This is a genomic window from Acinetobacter wuhouensis, assembly GCF_001696605.3.
Lineage (GTDB): Bacteria > Pseudomonadota > Gammaproteobacteria > Pseudomonadales > Moraxellaceae > Acinetobacter > Acinetobacter wuhouensis.
On record NZ_CP031716.1, the window covers coordinates 1,677,014 to 1,696,893 of the forward strand.

The window sequence follows — 19,880 nt, forward strand, 5'->3', positions numbered from 1 at the left end:
CATAACATAATTTTTTTCAATCAATAAGGCTAAATCTACACAGAATAAAACTTTCATACTCGTGTTTTATAAATTTTTGAACAAAATAAAAGGGCATAAGCCCCTTTATTAAAAATTGAATCAAAATGTATGCCAGATTAATTTGATGACATTGCCACTTTTATTTTATCCATGGCATTTTTCTCTAACTGACGAATACGTTCAGCAGAAACATTATATTCAGCAGCCAGTTCATGCAAAGTTGACTTATCATCATCTAACCAACGACGCTGTAGAATATTACGAGAACGATCATCTAGTTGTTCCATTGCGCTATGTAGGGCATTGGTACTTTGTTCTTCGTAATCTTCTTCTTCGATCAAACGTGCAGGGTCGTAGCGGTTATCTTCAAGGTATAATGCAGGCGCAACATGGGTTGAACCTTCATCATCGTCATCACCTTGCGCTTCAAAAGCAGCATCATAAGCGGTTAAACGACCTTCCATTTCCAACACTTGTTCAGGTGTTACATTCAAATCATTGGCAATCGATTTTGCTTCTTCTAAAGTGAGTTTTTTGCTCGACTTTTTTAAACTACGTAAATTAAAGAACAGTTTACGTTGTGCTTTGGTTGTGGCAATTTTAACAATACGCCAGTTGCGAATCACATATTCATGAATCTCAGCTTTGATCCAATGTACGGCAAAAGACACTAAACGCACGCCCATATTGGGGTCAAAACGTTTAACTGCTTTCATTAATCCGAGATTGCCTTCTTGGATTAAGTCACCTTGTGGCAAGCCATAACCTGCATAACTGCGGGCAATATGTACCACAAAACGTAAGTGAGACATCACCAACATTTTTGCAGCATCTAAATCTTGATCATAGAAATAACGATCAGCCAACTCTTTTTCTTGCTCGGCTGTCAAGATTGGAATTTGATTTACAGTGCTGATATAAGCACCTAAGTTAACGCCAGGTGCAGACAAGGACAGGGGCATCAACTGATTGCTGCTGTCACTCATGAGTTCTCCTTATAGGAATTTAGTTGTATTACCAATGCATTCATCTTAATTCGAATAGTCTACATAAGTAAGGAAATTTGGGTATCTAAATGTAAATTTTTATGCAAATTTGCAAAAATGAATTTTAAACGAAAATATTTAAGATTCAATTAAGTAATGGAATTCTTGCACAGATACTTTAGTCAATTGACATGAAATATGGTGAATCTCACAATATCGAGTGATGTCGATCTCACTATGTGGGTCTGAGGATTTTAAAAGTAACAACTGTTTACCATTGCTTTTCTTGAGTTGCTTTTTCAACATCAATAGTGGCATCGGACAGGGTTTACCCATACTATCTATTTCTACAGGTATTTCATTCGCTAAAAGCTCAGTCATTCGTATTTCAAACATACACCATAATGTAAGGACTAAAATTCTAACAAAGTTCGTTATATAGCCCAAGTTATTTATCGAATTCCTTCGAAATAAAAATCAATATATGCGCTTGTTTAAAAATTAGTCTTGAAATTGAAAATAATTATCAAAAAAAATTCTATTAATTGTCATAAACCCATGTTAAGCTCATCGCGTATTTAGGATTTATCAGAAACAATTGTTGTTTTTAACCCTATTACAAATGGATGTAACCGGGATTTTGTTAATAGTTTTACAGAATGATTACAAGCTTTGAAATTACAAAATATTTTAAAACTTTGTTTACTCTGCTGTTTGCAACACCGGGTGGTCCCTTTTTCTTTATAACTGAGGATTAACTTATGACAGCTCGTGAACAAGGCGTAGTTAAATGGTTCAACGACACTAAAGGCTTCGGCTTTATCCAACGCGCAGGCGGTGATGACGTATTCGTTCATTTCCGTGCTATTCAAGGTGACGGTCACCGTTCACTTCGTGACGGTCAACGCGTTGAATTCAGCGTAGTTCAAGGTCAAAAAGGTTTTCAAGCTGAAGAAGTTCAGCCTTTAGACTAATCTTAAATTTTTAAAAATTTAAGTAGCGCTCCAATTTTTTATAAATTGGGGCGTTTTTTGTTTATAATGGTCGCAATTTAAAGTGCCTACAGTTAGAGCTCGTATTTATGTCATCAGGTTTTGAAACCCTTAATTTACATCCGCAACTTAAACAAGCGATTGATGCTTTAGGGTTTAAAGAAATGACCCCGATTCAACAAAAAGTATTGAAATATACTTTGGCAGGTCATGATGCAATTGGTCGAGCGCAAACAGGTACGGGGAAAACTGCCGCTTTTTTAGTCAGTATTATTAATGATTTGTTAACTAACCCTGTAAAAGAACAACGTTTCCGTGGTGAACCGCGTGCTTTGATTCTTGCACCGACACGTGAACTTGCGATCCAGATCGAAAATGATGCAAAAGATTTAGTAAAGTTTAGCAACCTCAATGTTGTGACCTTGGTCGGTGGTGTAGATTTTGATAAGCAACGTAAACAATTAGATCAAGGTTTTGTTGATATTTTGGTGGCGACACCAGGTCGTTTGATTGATTTCACAGAACAAAAAGAAGTTTGGCTTGATCAAATTGAGTTTTTAGTCATTGATGAAGCCGATCGTTTATTGGACATGGGCTTTATTCCATCAGTAAAACGTATTGTGCGTTTTTCACCTCGTAAAGAACAACGTCAGACTTTAATGTTCTCCGCAACATTTAGTTATGATGTTTTAAATCTGGCACAACAATGGTTGTTTGAACCTGTAACGGTTGAAATTGAGCCTGAAAAGAAAACCAATGCTGATGTTGAACAGCGTGTTTATGTGGTTGAGAAAAAAGATAAATATCGTCTACTACGTGAAATCTTAGCGGATGAACCGATTGAAAAAGTCATGATTTTCGCCAACCGTCGTGACCAAGTGCGTAAACTTTATGACCATTTAAAAGCAGATGGTTATAAAGTGGTGATGCTGTCAGGTGAGATTGCGCAAGATAAACGCATTAAAATGCTCGACCAATTTAAAAATGGTAAGCATAACATCATGATCGCAACGGATGTCGCAGGTCGTGGTATTCATGTGGATGGTGTTTCACATGTCGTGAATTTCACTTTGCCTGAACAGTCGGATGATTATGTGCATCGTATTGGTCGTACAGGTCGTGCTGGTTCTCAAGGTGTGAGTATTAGTTTCTTATCTGAAGATGATGCATTTAATTTACCAACCATTGAGAAAGCGATTGGTCAAAAATTACCATTAACTCGTTTGGAAGGTTATTGTTAATTTAACGCATTATTTATTGAAATGATTTAAAAATCCCCTTGATCTAAGGGGATTTTTTATCTGTCAGTATTAATTACTGATGTTACGCACTTCAAAAGAACAGAATCGTTTTAAAACTTACTTGGCGGAGTCTTACATCCAAAGTTTAGATTTAGTGGTAAGCCTTCGGCTCGACCACACTTTTGTTTCGGAAAATGAGAAGCGAAGCTTCGCAAGAAAACCACCTTGCGGAGCATTGCTCCTCACCGCAAAACTCGTCAACTACCATCTTTTGATTGATAACTCGCAGAAACATTAACTTATAGATGTAGCCCTGCCTCAAACACATTGCGGATGACGTTAACGCGTATCAAATTTCATTGAGATCAAAATAAGTTTTTAATGCTACTGCGTAACATCAGTTAATTCGCTTTACATGTAAACGTTAACTTGGTTTGGTAGTCTGTATCTTTTTCAATACCATTACTCTTACCAATTACTGAGCCAATCACACCTGCCGCAGCGGTGATCATTTTCCCAGTTTGCTCATCAAATACACCTTTTAATGCACCATTATACTCATTCTTTTCATCGACTAAGATCGGTGCTGCTTTTTTACCACAGGTACTGTTGGCCGCAGTAATCGCATTATTTTTAGCAATCACTTGGCTTTTACCCAAGCCAGTAACTTCGTATTGGTTATTGGCATTTTGGATTGCGAGTGTTTTTGTAGGATTTGATGTACACGCTGTTAAAACAAAAACGATGCTAGATAAACATGCAATTGCTGAAATTTTTTTCATCTTGTTTCCTATTTAAATATGCAACAGTATTTATAATATTTGAGCATAATGTTTAGACTAAATATAGGAAATCTTGTAAAAATTTGCATTTTCTTATGGTTTTACTGTGAATGAATTGGGACAGGTGAATTTAACATTTGTCAGGATAGCGTAATCTTTTTAGAGTGTGGTACTCTTGAGACAAATGAACTTTATTAGATAATCGGTCAATGTCGGAATCAAATTTTCAAGCAGTACATGACAATATTCACCAAAGACAATCTATTGGACATTTGGTTGAGCCTGCACCTACACATGATCAATTGAATATTGCTTTTCATGCCGCATTAACAGCACCTGATCATCATCGTTTAAAACCAACACAATTTATCGTTGTGGAGGGTGAGCAACGTGAGGCATTTGGTGAGTTATTGGCGCAAGCTGTTCAAGATTTGGGTGAGATGGATGCGGCGCAAATTGAGCGCGTTAAACACCATCCTTTCCGTGCACCAATTATCGTATTGGCAGTAACCAAATTCCAAGACCATCCTAAAGTTCCTTTCTTTGAACAGACTTTAAGCTCTGGCGCTGCGATTGAAAATTTCCTTTTGTCTTTACAAGCTCAAGGCTTTGCAACGATGTGGCGAAGTGGCGCTGTAGTTGAATCGAATTTATTAAAATCAGCACTTGGTTTAACTGAACGTGATTTAATTTCAGCTGTGATCTATGTTGGAACAGCGGCCAAAGCCATTGCGCCACGTGCTGAAATAGATGTTCAACCCTATGTTCATTTTTGGACAAAATAGCGGTTGTTACGTGTTAAGTTGAAAATAGCAGTATCGTGAAAAAAGATGATACTGTTTTTCAAAAGATCGTTAGAAATTTAATTATTCTTCGTTTAAAAAATTGCTAAAAGTTTTGGGATAAAAATAATGTCAGATTTACAGTTTAAAGATTTGGTTGAACCTGTTGCTATAGATAAAAAAACAGCATTACGTGTCACCGTGCTTGGTGGTGGAAGCTTTGGTACTGCAATGGCAAATACAGCGGTACGTAATGGTTGCGATACCATGATTTGGATTCGTGACGAAGCGATTGCCAAAGAAATCAATGCAACTCATGTGAATAAACGTTATTTACCTGATTTTAAACTTGAAGATGGATTGCGTGCGGTTTCGAATTTGGAACAAGCTGTTTGTGATCGTGACATTATTCTGGTCGCTATTCCAAGTCATTCTTTCCGTGATGTTTTACGTCAGATTAAACCATTTATTAGCGCTCAAGCAGTTGTATCATTAACCAAAGGTGTTGAAGCAAAAACCTTTAGTTTTATGAGTGACATCATTCGTGAAGAATTGCCAGAAGTGCCTTATGGTGTATTGTCTGGACCGAACTTAGCCAAAGAAATTGTCGCAGGTCAACCCGCAGGTACTGTAATTGCCAGTGATTCTGAACTGGTTCGTTATGCAGTTCAACAAGCTTTACACAGTGCTTTGTTCCGTGTGTTTGGCAGTGATGATGTACATGGGGTTGAATTGGGTGGTGCGCTAAAAAATATTTATGCAGTCGCAATGGGTATGGCGGCAGCATATAAAGTTGGTGAAAATACCAAGAGTATGATTTTGACCCGTGCTTTGGCGGAAATGAGTCGTTTTGCGGTGAAGCTAGGTGCGAATCCATTAACTTTCTTAGGGTTATCTGGTGTAGGTGATTTATTTGCAACCTGTAATAGTCCACTAAGTCGTAATTACCAAGTGGGCTTTGCTTTGGGTTCTGGGAAAACTTTAGATCAGGCGACCAAAGAATTAGGGCAAACTGCGGAAGGGATTAATACGATTGTCCAAGTGAATACACGTGCGAAAGAGTTAGATGTGTATATGCCGATCACTCAAGCATTGTATGAAGTCATTTTTGAAGGTGCGCCGCCTCTAAATATTGCGGTATCTTTGATGAAAAATGGTCATCGTAGTGATGTTGAGTTTGTTCTTCCACATCATGAAGTATAGGCATTCATCCACATTTTTTTGATATTTTGTTAATTTTAAAATGGATTTGTCATAAAGCCTCGTTATAATCTGTGCGATATTGAAAAGGAAAATTTATGCAACTGACTTTAGTTCGTCATGGTGAGGCTTCTCCTGCTACGGATGGGATTGATAGTAAACGTCCGTTAACACAGCGTGGACATCAGCAAGCTGAACAAACTGCTGAGTTTGTAAAAGAAAATGTGAATCCTGATGTTTTTATTGTCAGTCCATTACTACGTGCGCAAGAAACTTTGGCACATATCCAAAAGCATTTCCCACATGTATCAGTATTGATTTGTGATCAGATTAAACCTGATGATGATGCAAAACTTGCAATAGAATGGTTGTCACAATTACCATTTGAACGTATTGTGGTGGTCTGTCATATGAATGTGGTTGGGCATATCGCAGAACAGTTAACACATGAAAGTTTCAATCCTTTTGCCTTGGCTGAAGCTCGAATTTATGAGCAAACAGTGATTGCAAATGGTCTATCGACACAAAATAAAGCCTTTATTCCGACTGTATAAAAGCATTGTTAAAAGAACTGAGCAGAAAACGATAAATGTTGTACTTATGGATGCCTGAAGCCAATGGGGTTTGGCAATGGTCTCGAGGAACGGATTGGACGACTTCTTCGAGTCTAGAACAATTAATACAGGACATTAAACTTTACCAAGGAGAGGAAGCCGTTGTTTTCTTTCCAAGTCGTGAAGTGCAAATTCTTCAACAAAAATTTAGCAAAGCACAATATAAACAATTGGGTGTGGATGGTCTTAAATATTTACTTGAAGAATATGTGATCATGCCGATTGATCAGATGAAAGTGTTTTCACATTTTCAACAACCTGATCAAGTGTCTGTATTGGGGATTAATCATCATGCTGTAACCACGATGCAGCATTCATTGTCTTTGATTCCTTTAAAAATCGTCTCGTTATTGCCTGACTTTTTAATGCTTCCTGTGCCTGAAGCAGGGCAAACCATTCTTGCCAATATTAATGGTCAGTTACTTGTTCGTGAAAATGAATGGTTGGGAAATTCGATAGATGATCTTGGTTTATATTTAGATTTCGCAGATCGTGAAAAATTATATAAACACAGTGATTTAACCAGTGAACAAGTGTCTAATTTATTTGCAATTGCAGAAACGAATCAGCGTGAGTCATTTAATTATCAATTCACTGAGCTGAAAAAGCCAAAACAGCATCCTTATAATGTGTTGCCTAAAGCTAAACAAAGTAATGAGGGTGTTTCGCGTTATTGGCAAGCGTGCGCGGTTCTTCTTGTAGCACTAATTATTGTGCAACTCAGCTATGATGGATTGCGTTGGTTTAAGTTAAAAAAATTGGCAGATCAAACGGCATTGATCGCAGTAGACCAATATAAAAATTGGTTTCCAAATGAACAGCGTATTACCGAAGAATCTGTAGAGCGCCAGTTTAAAAATAAATTGGCACTGAGTCAGGGTGCAAATACGCAAGCTTTGCAATTGTTAAGCCGTGTTGGCCCTATTCTGATGCAACATCAAATTATTGCCAATCGTGTCAATTATGATACCGCTATTTTAAATATGGACTTAGTGGCGAAGTCATCTGATGCTTTACAAACCTTAGTAACACAATTGAATCAGCAAGGCTTTAAGGCGGAATTGGGCAATGTTCAGACACAGGGTGGCTCTGTTGTTGGTTTGGTGAAGATACAATAATGAAAAGCATGGGAAATTTTCAAAACCGATTGGATGCATGGTCAGAGAAAGCATCTGAAAATTTAGAAAAAATGACCACTCGTGAACGTGTGATGGTGATTTTTACCAGTATTTTTTTGATTGTTGTCGCGATTGGTTCAGCTTTATGGTTTACCCATAAAGCAGCAGAAAAGCAGCAAGTTCGTCTCAATGAAATGAAAGATCTTGTGGTGTGGATGCAAAGCAATGTTGTGACCATGAAACCTGCCGATGATTTGGCGCTGACCACAGCCGATAAAATCCAAAGAGTAGCTCAACAACAAGGGATTTCTGTCGCTTCGCAACAGGTCGGTGAGCAGTTTCAAATTGTTGCATCGCATCAGAATTATGCGGTACTAGCAAACTTTTTGACGCAAATTGCACAAATGGGCGTGAGTCTGGAAAAATTGGAATTGATGAAAGACGGTGGTCAGATTAAATTAACAGCGACAGTTCAGTAGTGGTGAAAATAAACCGAGTAGAAGCATAGCCTTTTTAGCGTACTGTGCCTATAATGTGGCAACTTAAAAAGCAGTAGACTTTTATAGCTATGTTGTATTCACTTGCTCGCCCTTTGTTGTTTTCTTTAGCACCAGAGCGTGCACATGAAGTTACATTGTCCATGCTTAAATCTGCCCATAAACTGGGTGCAATGCGTCAAACTGTAGCTGCAAAACCTGTCACTTGTATGGGAATTGAGTTTCCAAACCCAGTCGGTTTAGCCGCAGGTCTCGACAAAAATGGTGCTTATATCGATGCCTTAGCAGGTTTAGGCTTTGGTTTTATCGAAATCGGTACGATTACTCCAAAACCACAAGAAGGTAATCCAAAACCTCGTTTATTCCGTATTCCTCAAGCCAAAGCCATTATTAACCGTATGGGTTTTAATAATGATGGCGTTGATCAATTGGTTGAGAATGTCAAAGCATCTAAATTCAAAGGTATTCTTGGGATTAATATCGGTAAGAATGCGTCAACACCTGTTGAAGATGCTGTTTCTGATTATCTGATTTGCTTAGAAAAAGTATATAACTACGCATCTTATATCACGGTGAATATCTCTTCACCAAATACTAAAAATTTACGTTCTCTACAAAGCGGTCATGCTTTGACAGAGTTACTCGAAACGCTTAAAAATCGTCAATTAGAATTGGCAGAAGAGTTTCAGCATTATGTACCACTAGTACTTAAGGTTGCTCCAGATCTTGAGGCTTCAGATATTGATTTTATCGCTTCACAATTATTGCAATTTAAAATTGATGGTTTGATTGTGACCAATACAACCTTGTCACGTGAAGGCGTGGAAGGTTTGCCATGTGGTGATGAAGCAGGTGGTTTATCTGGCGCACCAGTATTTGAAAAAAGCACAGCCTGTCTTGCTGCTTTTGCGAAGAAATTAAAAGGTCAAGTTCCATTAATTGGTGTGGGCGGGATTTTGTCAGGTGAGCAAGCTGTTGCCAAGCAACAAGCAGGGGCGAGCCTTGTACAAATTTATAGTGGGATGATCTATACTGGTCCTACGCTGATCAAAGACTGTGTTGATGCTATGACTTAAAATGAATACCTTAGACATAATTATACTGATTTTACTGCTCATCGGAGGGCTAAACGGTTTGCGACAAGGATTTGTTAAAGCCTTTGCGAACTTGATAGGATGGATTTTTGCACTGATTGTGGGTGCCAAATATGCCAATATCATCGCGCCTTCCATGTCTGCACTCAGTCAGGATCCTGTGGTGCAAAAAATTGCAGCATTTGCATTTATTGTCTTGGTCATTATTGTTTTAACTTGGTTAGCAACAGCATTATTAAATAGAATTTTAAAGACATTAAAACTCGGACCTTTGAACCGTTTAGCGGGTGGTGCCCTTGGTACCTTGAAAGGTCTCTTCATCGTCCTCATAACTATGCAGGGACTTGGTCCTTGGGTAGAAAGTTCCCCAACGTGGAAACAGTCCAAATTTATTCAAACGCTTTTACCATTTGCACCTTTGGCAACTGAAATTTCAAAAGATGCCGCAAATGAAGCATTACATCATATTCATTCAGAAGACCGTCCAGATGGTGCTTCTGAGAAATCTGTTGATCGATCATCTAAAGCGTCAGATGATGAAAAGTCAGAACATTCAACAAAGAATCCGTTTTATTAGTCCTAGCTGGTCTGCGAGGTAGTTATGTGTGGAGTCGTTGGTATAGCCGGTAAATCACCTGTGAACCAAATGTTATTTGATGCGTTGACGATGTTACAACATCGTGGACAGGATGCAGCTGGGATTGTGACTTGTCATAATGGACGTCTTTTTTTAAGAAAAGACAACGGTATGGTGCGTGATGTATTCCATACTCGCCACATGCGTGCGCTCTTGGGTAATTATGGGATCGGTCATGTACGTTACCCGACTGCTGGTTCTTCAAGCAGTGCAGAAGCGCAGCCATTTTATGTGAACTCTCCTTATGGGATCACTTTGGCGCACAATGGTAACTTGACCAATGCGCCAGATATTCATGAAGATTTATTCAAAACTGACTTACGTCATATGAATACTGATTCAGATTCAGAAGTATTGTTAAACGTTTTTGCACATGAGTTGCAAAAAAGCGCTTCTTTAACACCGACCCCTGAAGATATTTTCCACACAGTAAAACGTGTGCATGAGCGCTGTAAAGGTGCTTATGGTGTAGTAGCGATGATCACAGGGCATGGTCTGGTTGGCTTTCGTGATCCAAATGGTATTCGTCCATTGATCTACGGTTCACGTTTAACTGAAAATGGTGAAAAAGAATATATTATTGCTTCTGAATCAGTTGCGATTACAGCACTTGGTTTTAAAGTAGAGCGTGATATTGCACCTGGTGAAGCGGTATTTATCAATTCAAATGGTGAATTCTTCTCTCAACAATGTGCTGATAATCCGCGCTATCGTCCATGTATTTTTGAGTATGTGTATTTTGCACGTCCAGATGCAACGATTGATGGAATTTCTGTATATAAAGCACGTTTGAAAATGGGTGAGACCCTTGCGAAGAAAATTCTTCGTGAATGGGGAGATACGCATGACATCGATGTGGTTATCCCAATCCCTGATACCAGCCGTACTTCTGCTTTAGAGTTAGCGAATGTGTTAGGTGTGAAATTCCGTGAAGGTTTTATGAAAAACCGTTATATCGGTCGTACCTTCATTATGCCAGGTCAACAGCAACGTAAGAAATCTGTACGTCAGAAGTTAAACCCTGTTGAACTTGAATTTAAAGGGAAAAATGTACTGTTGGTTGATGACTCTATCGTCCGTGGTACAACGTGTAATGAAATCATTCAGATGGCACGCGATGCGGGTGCAAAAAATGTTTATTTTGCTTCAGCAGCACCAATGGTGAAATATCCAAACGTGTATGGTATCGATATGCCAGCCAAAGCAGAATTGATTGCATCACATCGTAGTGTCAAAGAAATTGAAGAAATTATCGGTGCTGACCGTTTAATTTTCCAAGACTTAGATGATTTAAAAGCGGCAGTAAAAACCCATAAAGTACCAGAGGTAGAAGAGTTTGATTGCTCTGTGTTTGATGGTATTTATGTGACGGGCGATATTGATGAACAATATCTCATCGATCTTGAAAATAGCCGTAGCGATACAGCGAAAAAGCAAAAAGATGGTTATATTGATGTGAATATCGATGCTTCATCTGTAGACTTGAGTGGGATCAAAGAAGAAATGTAAATTTCTATTTTGATTCGTGTGAAAAAGCGGGGAATTCCCGCTTTTTTCATATGCACTTTTGATTTATAGTATTTTTTGTACAGTATTTTGCAATGTAATGAGGGAATTTACATTGAACGATGTCAGTCACTATTTATTAAAAAACAAGAATATGTTGTGGTCTGCAAGTTCATGCTTACTTGCGGTTATTTTGACTATTTTTATTTTAAACACGGTATTGGGCTTGCTCGTCCACTATATTGATCCGACCCAACTGATTTGGTGGCATGTGCTTAGTCCTTATTGTGTGGGCTTGGTCTTGATCATTATTCTATGGTCAATTTTATATGAATTTTATGTATTTCGCTCTGGTGGGCATTCCCTTGCAAAGCAGTTAAAAGCTCGTCGTTTAAGTCAAATCGAAAGCACGCCTGAAGAAAGTGTTGCATTAAAATTGGCAGATAAATTTGCTGAAACATTCGAGATTGATGCACCGACCTTATATGTATTGCCTGATGAAGTGGGTGTAAATGCATTAACAGCGGGCTTTCATCCGCGTGATACGGTCATTATTTTGACGTGGGGAGCTTTACAAAATTTAGATGAATTAGAACTTTATGGTTTGTTGGGACATGAGTTTAATCAAATTTTATCAGGTGAAGTGCGTGAAAATACTCGGCTGAAAATTTTGTTTAGTGGGTTGATTACATTTAGCCAATTAGGCAGTAAATTCACCAAGCAAGGATTTAAGCGATATCAAACCAAAGGGAAGCAACATCGTTTTGAAACAAGTTTTGTCGCAATCGGTGGGGTAATTTGGCTGTTGGGAAGTATGGGGATTTTAATCAACCGCTTGATTAAATATTTTACTTTAGGTGGTCGTACTTTTTATAACGATTATAAAACTAAAAAATTATTGCTCAATAATGCCAATGTACAAACTTTATTAAGAATTTATGTGCATCATGCAGGTTCACAAATTCATAGTGAATATTCAGAATCTATTGCACATATGTGTTTTGCAAACTCATTGGGACCACAAAGTTGGCTAAATACACATCCAAGTATTGAAGAGCGAATCTATGAGCTGAACCCGACATTGTTACAAGATTTACAATTGGAAAATCTAAAAAAACTACGAAGCCAACCTTTATTTAGTTTATTACGCCCCTTGGATGAGTCAACGAGTGAAGTGTATAACCCGTGGGTGTCACCACAACCTTTGCCATTATTACGCTTATCTCCAATCAGTTTTGCGTTAAATGATGCGATTAAGCCCTTAAATCCAGAAGTACGCCGTCAAATTGAGCGTCCAGATTTAATACAAAGAGCGATGCAAACGGCAACCGGTTCACGTGAGGTGATGGTCGCAATTTTGATGATTCGTCAGTATCGTGAATTCATTCCATCAAATGCAGAAGTGAGCCGCGCTATTATTGACTCTTTACTGCATTTGGATGGTCGTGTGCATATTCAAATTTTCCATGACGCATGTGAGAGTTTAGGTAATATGCCTGCGACCAGTGCACGTCAATTTGTCACTAAATTGGCGAAAATTATCCAAGAAGATGGTGAAATTGGCTTGCTAGATGCTTTGTTAATTGAGCGAGTAAAAGCAGAGTTGCATTTATTGCCGATGCATACGCCATCATCACTTGAAACGGTAAAACCGCAAATAGTCCGTTTGATTGATGCTTTATTGCATGTACAGCAGATTAATAGTGCCAATCAACTTGATGTGCGTTATCAAATTCTTGAGCGTGTATTGTCTAAAGATGAATTGGACTTATTCGAAGAAATTTCGGATGAACCGATTGATCTGGGTGAAATTCTGAATGATATTGCAGGATTATTATTGCGTGATCGCTTAAGTATTTTAGGGGTTGCAGAAATTTGTTTGTGGAATGATCGTATTATTACTCAAGATGAATTGGATGTGCTTGAGTTGTTATATTGGCGTTTAGGATTTAAAACACAAGAAATCGTAGATCAGATGCAGAAGAAGAATAGTGTGATGATTGTTTGATGGGTTTGAGTGAATACAGAGGATACACGTGGGGTTTATTTACCTCATCTCTAAGTTGAAGAGAGATGAGGTGTTGTTTAAGCGAATTCAGATTTAAAAAATGGCGATCAACTTGCCATTGCATCAATTGAAAGTTCAGCAACAGTTGGTTTGGCTTTTTCGACAGTTAAACCTAATTTATTAAAGAGTTGCTTATCGCGTCCATCGCCAGCATTTGGTGTAGTCAATAATTTCTCACCACTAAACAATGAGTTTGCCCCTGCCATAAATGCCAAAGCTTGATCAGAATCTGACAATGATTCACGACCCGCAGACAGGCGAATATAGCTTTTCGGCATAATGATACGTGCAACAGCAATGGTACGAATCCATTCTGTTACATCAAGTTTTTCAACATCAGCCAAAGGCGTGCCTTCAATGGGTACGAGCATGTTGATCGGAACAGATTCAGGATGTACGGCTAAAGTCGCCAACTCAAGTAATAAGCCAATACGATCATTCTGGTTTTCACCTAGACCGACAATACCACCACTACATACTTTCATGCCTGCATTGCGTACATGATCAAGTGTATTTAAGCGGTCATCATAAGTACGTGTACTGATCACATTTGGGTAATATTCACGAGAAGTATCTAAGTTATGGTTGTAATAATCTAAACCGGCTTCGTGTAAGCGTTCTGCTTGAGATTGGTTGAGCATACCTAAGGTCATGCATGTTTCTAAGCCAAGTGCTTTAACTTCACGTACCATTTCTAAGACATAAGGCATATCACGCTCATGCGGATTACGCCATGCAGCGCCCATACAAAAACGTGATGAACCTGATTCTAGAGCTTCTTTGGCTTCACGAATTACTTTATCAACCGCGATACGTTTTTCAGCTTCAAGTTTTGAATCATAACGCGCAGATTGAGAACAATATTTACAATCTTCAGGGCATTTTCCTGTTTTGATTGAGAGTAGTGTACTGACCTGAATGGTATTGGCATCAAAATGTTGACGATGTGTTTGTTGCGCTTGAAATACCAAGTCAAGAAATGGTTGCTCGTATAAAGCTTGAATTTCTTCACGAGTCCAGTCATTGCGTACAGTCATGGTTCAAATCCGTGATAATTATGATCTATGTGTTTATCATACAGAAATCATGCCAATTCCAAAGGGCAAAAATGTCCAAATATAATGGTATCTTACGATAAAAAAGTTTAATTGAATGGAAAAGTAAAATTGTGAATATACTTGCGAAGTTGCACTATTTTATGTGAATTTACTAACAATATTTAATTTGTAAAAAGATAAACTTCAGACTCTTGGTCATTAAAACTTTAAAATTTTGAAAACTTTGTCATGAACTTGTAATTTAAGAATAAGTTATAAATGACCATTCCAAAGTTTTGAATTTATGGCTTCTTGGCTAATTGTTCTGCAATCGCCCAATCAACATGGACTTGCACAACATGATCATGCTGTGGATTATTTTGTTGCAATGCTTGGATAATTTGTGGCGAAAATGGTGCATTTCCCAGTCCAATTGCAATATTCCGCTTAAAGCTTTGGAAACCTGTACGACGTATTGGGCTGCCTTCAGTACAGTCAAGAAAGGTTTGTTCATCCCATTGCCATAGATCTAATAGACTTACATCATCTAAGCCATGACGCGGATTAAAATCTTCAATCGATGCCTTTTTGGCAAAGCTATTCCAAGGGCAAATCAGCTGGCAGTCATCACAACCAAAGACTCGATTACCAATACCACGACGTAATTCCTCTGGAATGATGCCTTTATATTCAATGGTGAGATAAGCGATACATTTTCGTGCATCGAGCATATAAGGTTCGACAATGGCTTGGGTCGGGCAGATGTCGATACATGCCGTACATGAACCACAATGATGTGTTGCAGGCTCATCAAAGGGCAGTTCCAGTGAGGTAAATAATTCACCCAATACAAAAAAAGAGCCTGATTTTTTATGAATCAATAAAGTATGTTTGCCTGTCCATCCCATGCCTGCATTTTCAGCCAAAGACTTTTCAAATACAGGTGCAGAATCTGCAAAGGGACGTGATTCAAACTCACCAACCCGTTCACGAATGATCGATGCTAATGTTTTTAATCGCCCACGCATGACTTTGTGGTAGTCACGCCCACGCGCATAGCGTGCAATAATCGCTGAATTGGGTTCATCTGGTACATAGCGAGGTTTAGGTGTTTCAACCAAGTAATTCATTCGCACACAAATAATGCTTTTAGTTCCTGGTACCAATAAAGTTGGATCAGCACGCTTTTCTAAATTTTCTTCTAAAAACTTCATGTCGCCGTGATAGCCACGTTTTAAATATTCTTTAAATCGTGGTAATTCAGCTTGAGCATCTGGTCGAGCAATGACACAATCAGCAAAGCCAAGTTGCAAAGCTTGTTGTTTGATCCAAGTTTTTAACTCTTGAAGATCAAGCTGTTGCAATGGAATGGATGGTGTAGTTGAAGTTGCTGACATAGTAGATGAATGCGCTATAAAATTTGAGAAAAAGGGACAGGACTATGCATAAGACAATGAATAAGATCATGCATCAACAAGTTTATCATAGCCATGACATTCAAGCATGGGAACGTCGTTGGTTTGCACAGCAAAATAGTTCATTTGGACTGATGCAACAGGTTGCATGGTCAATTGCACAGCGTTTAATTCAGCAATTTCAAAGTCATCATTCACCAGATTCGGCACGTCCAATCGATAAAATCGCAGTTTGGTGTGGCGCTGGAAATAATGCAGGGGATGGCTATTGTCTTGCAAGTTATTTAAAACAAGCGGGTTATGAGGTTGAAATTTATTCGGCGGAAGCAGGACATTCAACTGATTTAAAGTCTGCGATGCATATTGCTCATTTAAACCAAGTGAAAATACATCAGCATTTCTATATTACACAACAGTTTGATTGCCATATCGATGCATTATTTGGCATTGGTTTAAATCGTGATTTAGATGAGTCTTGGCAAGGTATTATCCAAAAATTTAATGCTCAATCAGGTTTGAAAATTGCTATTGATATTCCAAGTGGTTTGAATGCCAATACAGGACAGCCTTTACCGATTGCCATTAAAGCAGATCAGACTTTTACAGTTTTAGGTTTGAAAATAGGGCTATTCACAGGGCAAGGGAAAGAGTATTCAGGTCAAATTGAAGTGATTTCAGCTATTCCTAAAGACCAAGAATTAAAACCGATTGCGCAACTTTCTCTAACTGAGATTACATTACCACAGCGCCAAGCCTTTGGTCATAAAGGTAGTTATGGACATGTCTTAGTGGTGGGTGGTCATGCCGAAATGGGCGGTGCGGTGATGATGGCAGCTGAGTCTGCCTTTAGCGCAGGTGCAGGGAAGGTCACGATTGCATGTGATGCAAAACACCATACTGCAATTTTGTCACGCTCACCAAATATTATGTTGCGTGATATTAATGCATTAAATGCATCAGACATTACTGCTTTATTGAATCATGTAGATGCAGTCTGCTTTGGTATGGGGCTTGGTCGTGATGATTGGGCAAAACAGCAATTTGAGCAGTGGTTCCATCCAATTCAAACAACATTACATACGACTCAGCATTTACAAATTGTTTTAGATGCCGATGCATTATGGTTTTTGGCAGAGCAACCAATACAACTACATTCGGAAACTTATTTAACACCACATCCAGGTGAGGCTGCGAAGTTACTTAATTGTTCTGTTGCTGAAATAGAAAATGATCGAGTACAAGCTATTCATCAGCTTCAAGAAAAATACTCAGGTCAATGGGTGCTTAAAGGTGCAGGAAGCTTAACTCTCGAAGATCAATTGTGGATCTGTACCGCAGGTAATGCAGGCATGGGAACAGGCGGAATGGGGGATGTATTGGCAGGGATGATCGCTAGTCTAAAAGCTCAGTTTTCTGATGAAATTCACCTACATGAAATTGTAACTCTACATGCGCTTGCAGGAGATTATTTGGCGCAAAAAGGTATGCGAGGTTTGCAGGCTCAACATATGAATGAGGCAGTTTATCAAGTTGTAAATCATGTTAAAATCCAAAACGAATGATAAGAATAATGCATATTTATGATAAATAAAATTTTACTGGTATTAATTTTGATCAGTGCTGTTAGCCCATCAGGAATAGCACAAACAATTTCAACTCAAATCGAGAAGAAAAATAATGTCATTGTTTTGAAAGATTTAGATTTTAAAACGGTGATGATGGCGTTTTATCAGAAAGATATTCAATACGTCAAAATTCCTGAACTTGAGCATGAGAAAGTTCAATATGTTGGAATTAAAAATGCCAGTGAAGTAGGGATAGATGAAAATGATGATGCTGTCATCGTTTTTAGTCCAGCTAAAACTTTTCAAAATGTACAAAATGAAGCTCGTTATTTGATCTCTACGACAGAAATATTAATTGATAAAGAAGATGCTCGACTTAAATTTTGTGGAGTATGTGCAACATTTACACAGTTTTATCTTTTTAGAAAAAATGAAAATGGAAAATTTGAATTAATCAGTCGAAGCCTAGATGAAAATGGTTGGTTTAAAGGTGATTTTAATTTTCAACCATATCCTGTTGAAGACATCATTAAAAATATTCGCAAGGTAGGACCTGAAATTAAAGGTTATGTTGAAGAACAAGAATATGGTCGACAAGGCTATTCTCATACAAAATTATTTATTACTCCATTTGATGAAAATCCGAAGATGAATAAATTTGAAGTTGCTGAAATTAGTAATGACAATGAAGTGACAGGCAGCGACAAAATATATAATACGCAAGGTGATTATCGGTTTTTAAGCACTGAACATGATGGTTTATATGATATTGAAATCCATTATTCAGGAACTCAACAAATTTATCAGGATGATATTGCTAAAATTGTTCCTATTCATGCAACGCATGTGTACCATTACAATGAAGCGCAGCAAAAGTATATTCGAGTAAAATAGAATGTTAGAAAAATATCTAGTGGTTGGAATTGTCTTTGCCGCATGTGTGCTGATGATTATTTATACGCAGATTGGTAGTGATAAGAAAGAAGATAAAAATTTAAGTTTTAAAGAAAAACTGCAAAAAGAATTTTCTAACTTTAAAGTGGTTGAACGTAACCAAAATTTCATCATTTCTCGTGAAATTGCTAATCAACGTATTCCAGAAGAATTGGTATTGATTCGTATCGACCCTGAACAGAAGAAAAATTTACGAACTTCTGGAAAAATGCTCATTGCAACTTATTCAAAGCAACCGAGCATTCGTGAAGTGAAAAAAGACAGTGCAGCTTATTTAGTTTAGGCATTTCAGATGTATTGCTAAAACTAACGTCTACGACTGCTATTACGACTACGTCCTCGCGCCATACCACCCAAAGCATTTAATACAGCAAGTTTACTCATACTGCCCGAAGCATGTGCATGACAAATCGCAGCGGCAAGCGCATCGGCTGCATCTTGTTGTGGTTTAATTGAAAGATTCAGTAATTTCATGACCATCATTTGCACTTGTTCTTTGTCTGCAGCGCCGTAACCTACAACGGATTGTTTGATTTGACGGGCTGTATATTCAGCTACTTGTAGGTCTAAATTGACCAAAGCCGCAATCGCAGCACCACGTGCCTGCCCGAGTTTTAATGCAGAATCGGGATTTTGCGCCATAAACACTTGTTCTACTGCTGCTTCAGTTGGTCCATGAAATTTAACAATACGATCTACACCTGCAAATATACGTTTTAAACGCTCAGGCATTTCAGTGGTTTCAGTGCGAATCGTCCCTGCATCAACAAATGTGAGTTTTTGACCATCTTTTTCAATGATGCCATAACCAGTTAAGCGTGAACCTGGGTCAATTCCAATAATTAAAGGCATAATACTGCTTATCGTAAATATTGAATCAATTATATGATTCCAAAAATAAAATGTAAGTAGAAATTTATAGGCATTGTATAATCGTCGTGCAAAGTATTGGGATTCAAATGATTTAGGCTGAGATGAATATTAAAAATAAAGAAGTGTATTGGATTCATCGAATGATTGCTTTGATCTATAGCTTAGGTTTGATTTTTCTAGGTTTTGGCATATTGAGTAAGTTCGATCTTGATGCTGTGTTGGTCTTTTTAGTCTTACTGGTTTTATTCGGTTGGATGATGTATTTACATTTCGTCGCTTCAAATGAATCTGCACAAGGCTCGACAAGAGGACGAAATATATCCAAATTTATTGCCGTAATCCTATTGTTTTTATTTCCAATCGGTACCGTGATCGCATTGTATTTGTTCTATAAAACCACCGAAAACGAATGGCAAAAGCAATAAAAAGCGGAAAAACTGAAATAAGCCCTTTAAAAGTTTTGAAATGCCCATATAAAAGATAAAGCAATGAAATTTA

21 protein-coding genes are annotated in these 19,880 nt (G+C 38.0%); 15 read left to right on the forward strand and 6 right to left on the reverse strand.

Features of this window, described 5'->3' with window-relative positions:
* Positions 1 to 137: 137 nt before the first annotated feature.
* The gene (rpoH, locus tag BEN71_RS08540; protein WP_068974492.1) at positions 138 to 1,007 is read right to left on the reverse strand and encodes an RNA polymerase sigma factor RpoH; all 870 of its coding nucleotides are present in this window, start codon (positions 1,005 to 1,007) and stop codon (positions 138 to 140) included.
* Positions 1,008 to 1,145: 138 nt separating this feature from the next.
* Positions 1,146 to 1,388 carry a sulfurtransferase TusA family protein gene (locus BEN71_RS08545; RefSeq protein ID WP_068974493.1) on the reverse strand — a complete coding sequence of 81 codons (243 nt, stop codon included), beginning with the start codon at positions 1,386 to 1,388 and terminating at the stop codon, positions 1,146 to 1,148.
* Between the two features lie 380 nt (positions 1,389 to 1,768).
* Here BEN71_RS08545 and BEN71_RS08550 point away from each other — a divergent pair, with 380 nt between their 5' ends.
* Complete coding sequence (locus BEN71_RS08550; protein ID WP_004822370.1) at positions 1,769 to 1,981, forward strand: cold-shock protein; 213 nt, start codon at positions 1,769 to 1,771, stop codon at positions 1,979 to 1,981.
* A gap of 107 nt (positions 1,982 to 2,088) precedes the next feature.
* Positions 2,089 to 3,240 (forward strand): ATP-dependent RNA helicase RhlB, encoded by a 1,152-nt coding sequence (rhlB, locus tag BEN71_RS08555; protein ID WP_068974494.1) that lies wholly within the window; start codon positions 2,089 to 2,091, stop codon positions 3,238 to 3,240.
* Positions 3,241 to 3,641: 401 nt separating this feature from the next.
* Here rhlB and BEN71_RS08560 read toward each other — a convergent pair whose 3' ends face one another.
* Positions 3,642 to 4,022, reverse strand: a complete 381-nt coding sequence (locus BEN71_RS08560; RefSeq protein WP_068974495.1) for a hypothetical protein — start codon at positions 4,020 to 4,022, stop codon at positions 3,642 to 3,644.
* A gap of 209 nt (positions 4,023 to 4,231) precedes the next feature.
* Between BEN71_RS08560 and BEN71_RS08565 the strand changes: the two genes are divergently transcribed.
* The 9 genes from BEN71_RS08565 to BEN71_RS08605 all read left to right on the forward strand — a co-directional run bounded on the left by BEN71_RS08565 (position 4,232) and on the right by BEN71_RS08605 (position 13,478).
* A complete protein-coding gene (locus tag BEN71_RS08565; RefSeq protein WP_068974496.1) occupies positions 4,232 to 4,807 on the forward strand; it encodes a nitroreductase family protein in 576 nt (191 codons plus the stop codon).
* A gap of 126 nt (positions 4,808 to 4,933) precedes the next feature.
* Positions 4,934 to 6,007 carry an NAD(P)H-dependent glycerol-3-phosphate dehydrogenase gene (locus tag BEN71_RS08570; protein WP_068974497.1) on the forward strand — a complete coding sequence of 358 codons (1,074 nt, stop codon included), beginning with the start codon at positions 4,934 to 4,936 and terminating at the stop codon, positions 6,005 to 6,007.
* Positions 6,008 to 6,102: 95 nt separating this feature from the next.
* Positions 6,103 to 6,558: a phosphohistidine phosphatase SixA gene (gene sixA, locus BEN71_RS08575; RefSeq protein WP_068974498.1), complete on the forward strand. Its 456-nt coding sequence runs from the start codon at positions 6,103 to 6,105 to the stop codon at positions 6,556 to 6,558.
* A gap of 35 nt (positions 6,559 to 6,593) precedes the next feature.
* Entirely contained in the window at positions 6,594 to 7,736 is a 1,143-nt protein-coding gene (gspL, locus tag BEN71_RS08580; RefSeq protein WP_068974499.1) for a type II secretion system protein GspL, read from the forward strand.
* Positions 7,736 to 8,215: a type II secretion system protein GspM gene (gene gspM, locus BEN71_RS08585; RefSeq protein ID WP_068974500.1), complete on the forward strand. Its 480-nt coding sequence runs from the start codon at positions 7,736 to 7,738 to the stop codon at positions 8,213 to 8,215. The genes gspL and gspM overlap by 1 nt, the downstream gene beginning before the upstream one ends.
* Before the next feature lie 89 nt (positions 8,216 to 8,304).
* Positions 8,305 to 9,309, forward strand: coding sequence for a quinone-dependent dihydroorotate dehydrogenase (locus BEN71_RS08590; protein WP_068974501.1), 1,005 nt, complete (start codon positions 8,305 to 8,307; stop codon positions 9,307 to 9,309).
* A 1-nt stretch (position 9,310) separates the two neighbouring features.
* Complete coding sequence (locus BEN71_RS08595; protein ID WP_068974502.1) at positions 9,311 to 9,904, forward strand: CvpA family protein; 594 nt, start codon at positions 9,311 to 9,313, stop codon at positions 9,902 to 9,904.
* A gap of 24 nt (positions 9,905 to 9,928) precedes the next feature.
* Entirely contained in the window at positions 9,929 to 11,473 is a 1,545-nt protein-coding gene (gene purF, locus BEN71_RS08600; RefSeq protein WP_068974503.1) for an amidophosphoribosyltransferase, read from the forward strand.
* Positions 11,474 to 11,585: 112 nt separating this feature from the next.
* Positions 11,586 to 13,478, forward strand: coding sequence for a M48 family metalloprotease (locus tag BEN71_RS08605; RefSeq protein ID WP_068974504.1), 1,893 nt, complete (start codon positions 11,586 to 11,588; stop codon positions 13,476 to 13,478).
* Positions 13,479 to 13,585: 107 nt separating this feature from the next.
* On the opposite strand, the gene bioB is transcribed toward BEN71_RS08605, so the two are convergent.
* Both bioB and queG read right to left on the reverse strand, forming a co-directional pair.
* The gene (bioB, locus tag BEN71_RS08610) at positions 13,586 to 14,575 is read right to left on the reverse strand and encodes a biotin synthase BioB (RefSeq protein ID WP_068974505.1); all 990 of its coding nucleotides are present in this window, start codon (positions 14,573 to 14,575) and stop codon (positions 13,586 to 13,588) included.
* Between the two features lie 302 nt (positions 14,576 to 14,877).
* Positions 14,878 to 15,972: a tRNA epoxyqueuosine(34) reductase QueG gene (gene queG / locus BEN71_RS08615; RefSeq protein WP_068974506.1), complete on the reverse strand. Its 1,095-nt coding sequence runs from the start codon at positions 15,970 to 15,972 to the stop codon at positions 14,878 to 14,880.
* A gap of 68 nt (positions 15,973 to 16,040) precedes the next feature.
* Here queG and BEN71_RS08620 point away from each other — a divergent pair, with 68 nt between their 5' ends.
* From BEN71_RS08620 to BEN71_RS08630, 3 genes are read left to right on the forward strand one after another with little or no spacing between them, the layout of a single operon-like run.
* Entirely contained in the window at positions 16,041 to 17,552 is a 1,512-nt protein-coding gene (locus tag BEN71_RS08620; protein WP_068974507.1) for a bifunctional ADP-dependent NAD(P)H-hydrate dehydratase/NAD(P)H-hydrate epimerase, read from the forward strand.
* 18 nt (positions 17,553 to 17,570) lie between these two features.
* Positions 17,571 to 18,449, forward strand: coding sequence for a hypothetical protein (locus BEN71_RS19205; protein WP_086322687.1), 879 nt, complete (start codon positions 17,571 to 17,573; stop codon positions 18,447 to 18,449).
* Between the two features lies 1 nt (position 18,450).
* Positions 18,451 to 18,792 carry a hypothetical protein gene (locus BEN71_RS08630; RefSeq protein ID WP_068974508.1) on the forward strand — a complete coding sequence of 114 codons (342 nt, stop codon included), beginning with the start codon at positions 18,451 to 18,453 and terminating at the stop codon, positions 18,790 to 18,792.
* A 23-nt stretch (positions 18,793 to 18,815) separates the two neighbouring features.
* On the opposite strand, the gene ruvC is transcribed toward BEN71_RS08630, so the two are convergent.
* The gene (gene ruvC / locus BEN71_RS08635) at positions 18,816 to 19,361 is read right to left on the reverse strand and encodes a crossover junction endodeoxyribonuclease RuvC (RefSeq protein WP_068974509.1); all 546 of its coding nucleotides are present in this window, start codon (positions 19,359 to 19,361) and stop codon (positions 18,816 to 18,818) included.
* A gap of 122 nt (positions 19,362 to 19,483) precedes the next feature.
* On the opposite strand from ruvC, the gene BEN71_RS08640 reads away from it, so the two are divergent.
* Entirely contained in the window at positions 19,484 to 19,807 is a 324-nt protein-coding gene (locus BEN71_RS08640) for a hypothetical protein (protein ID WP_068974510.1), read from the forward strand.
* The last annotated feature ends 73 nt before the right edge of the window (positions 19,808 to 19,880 follow it).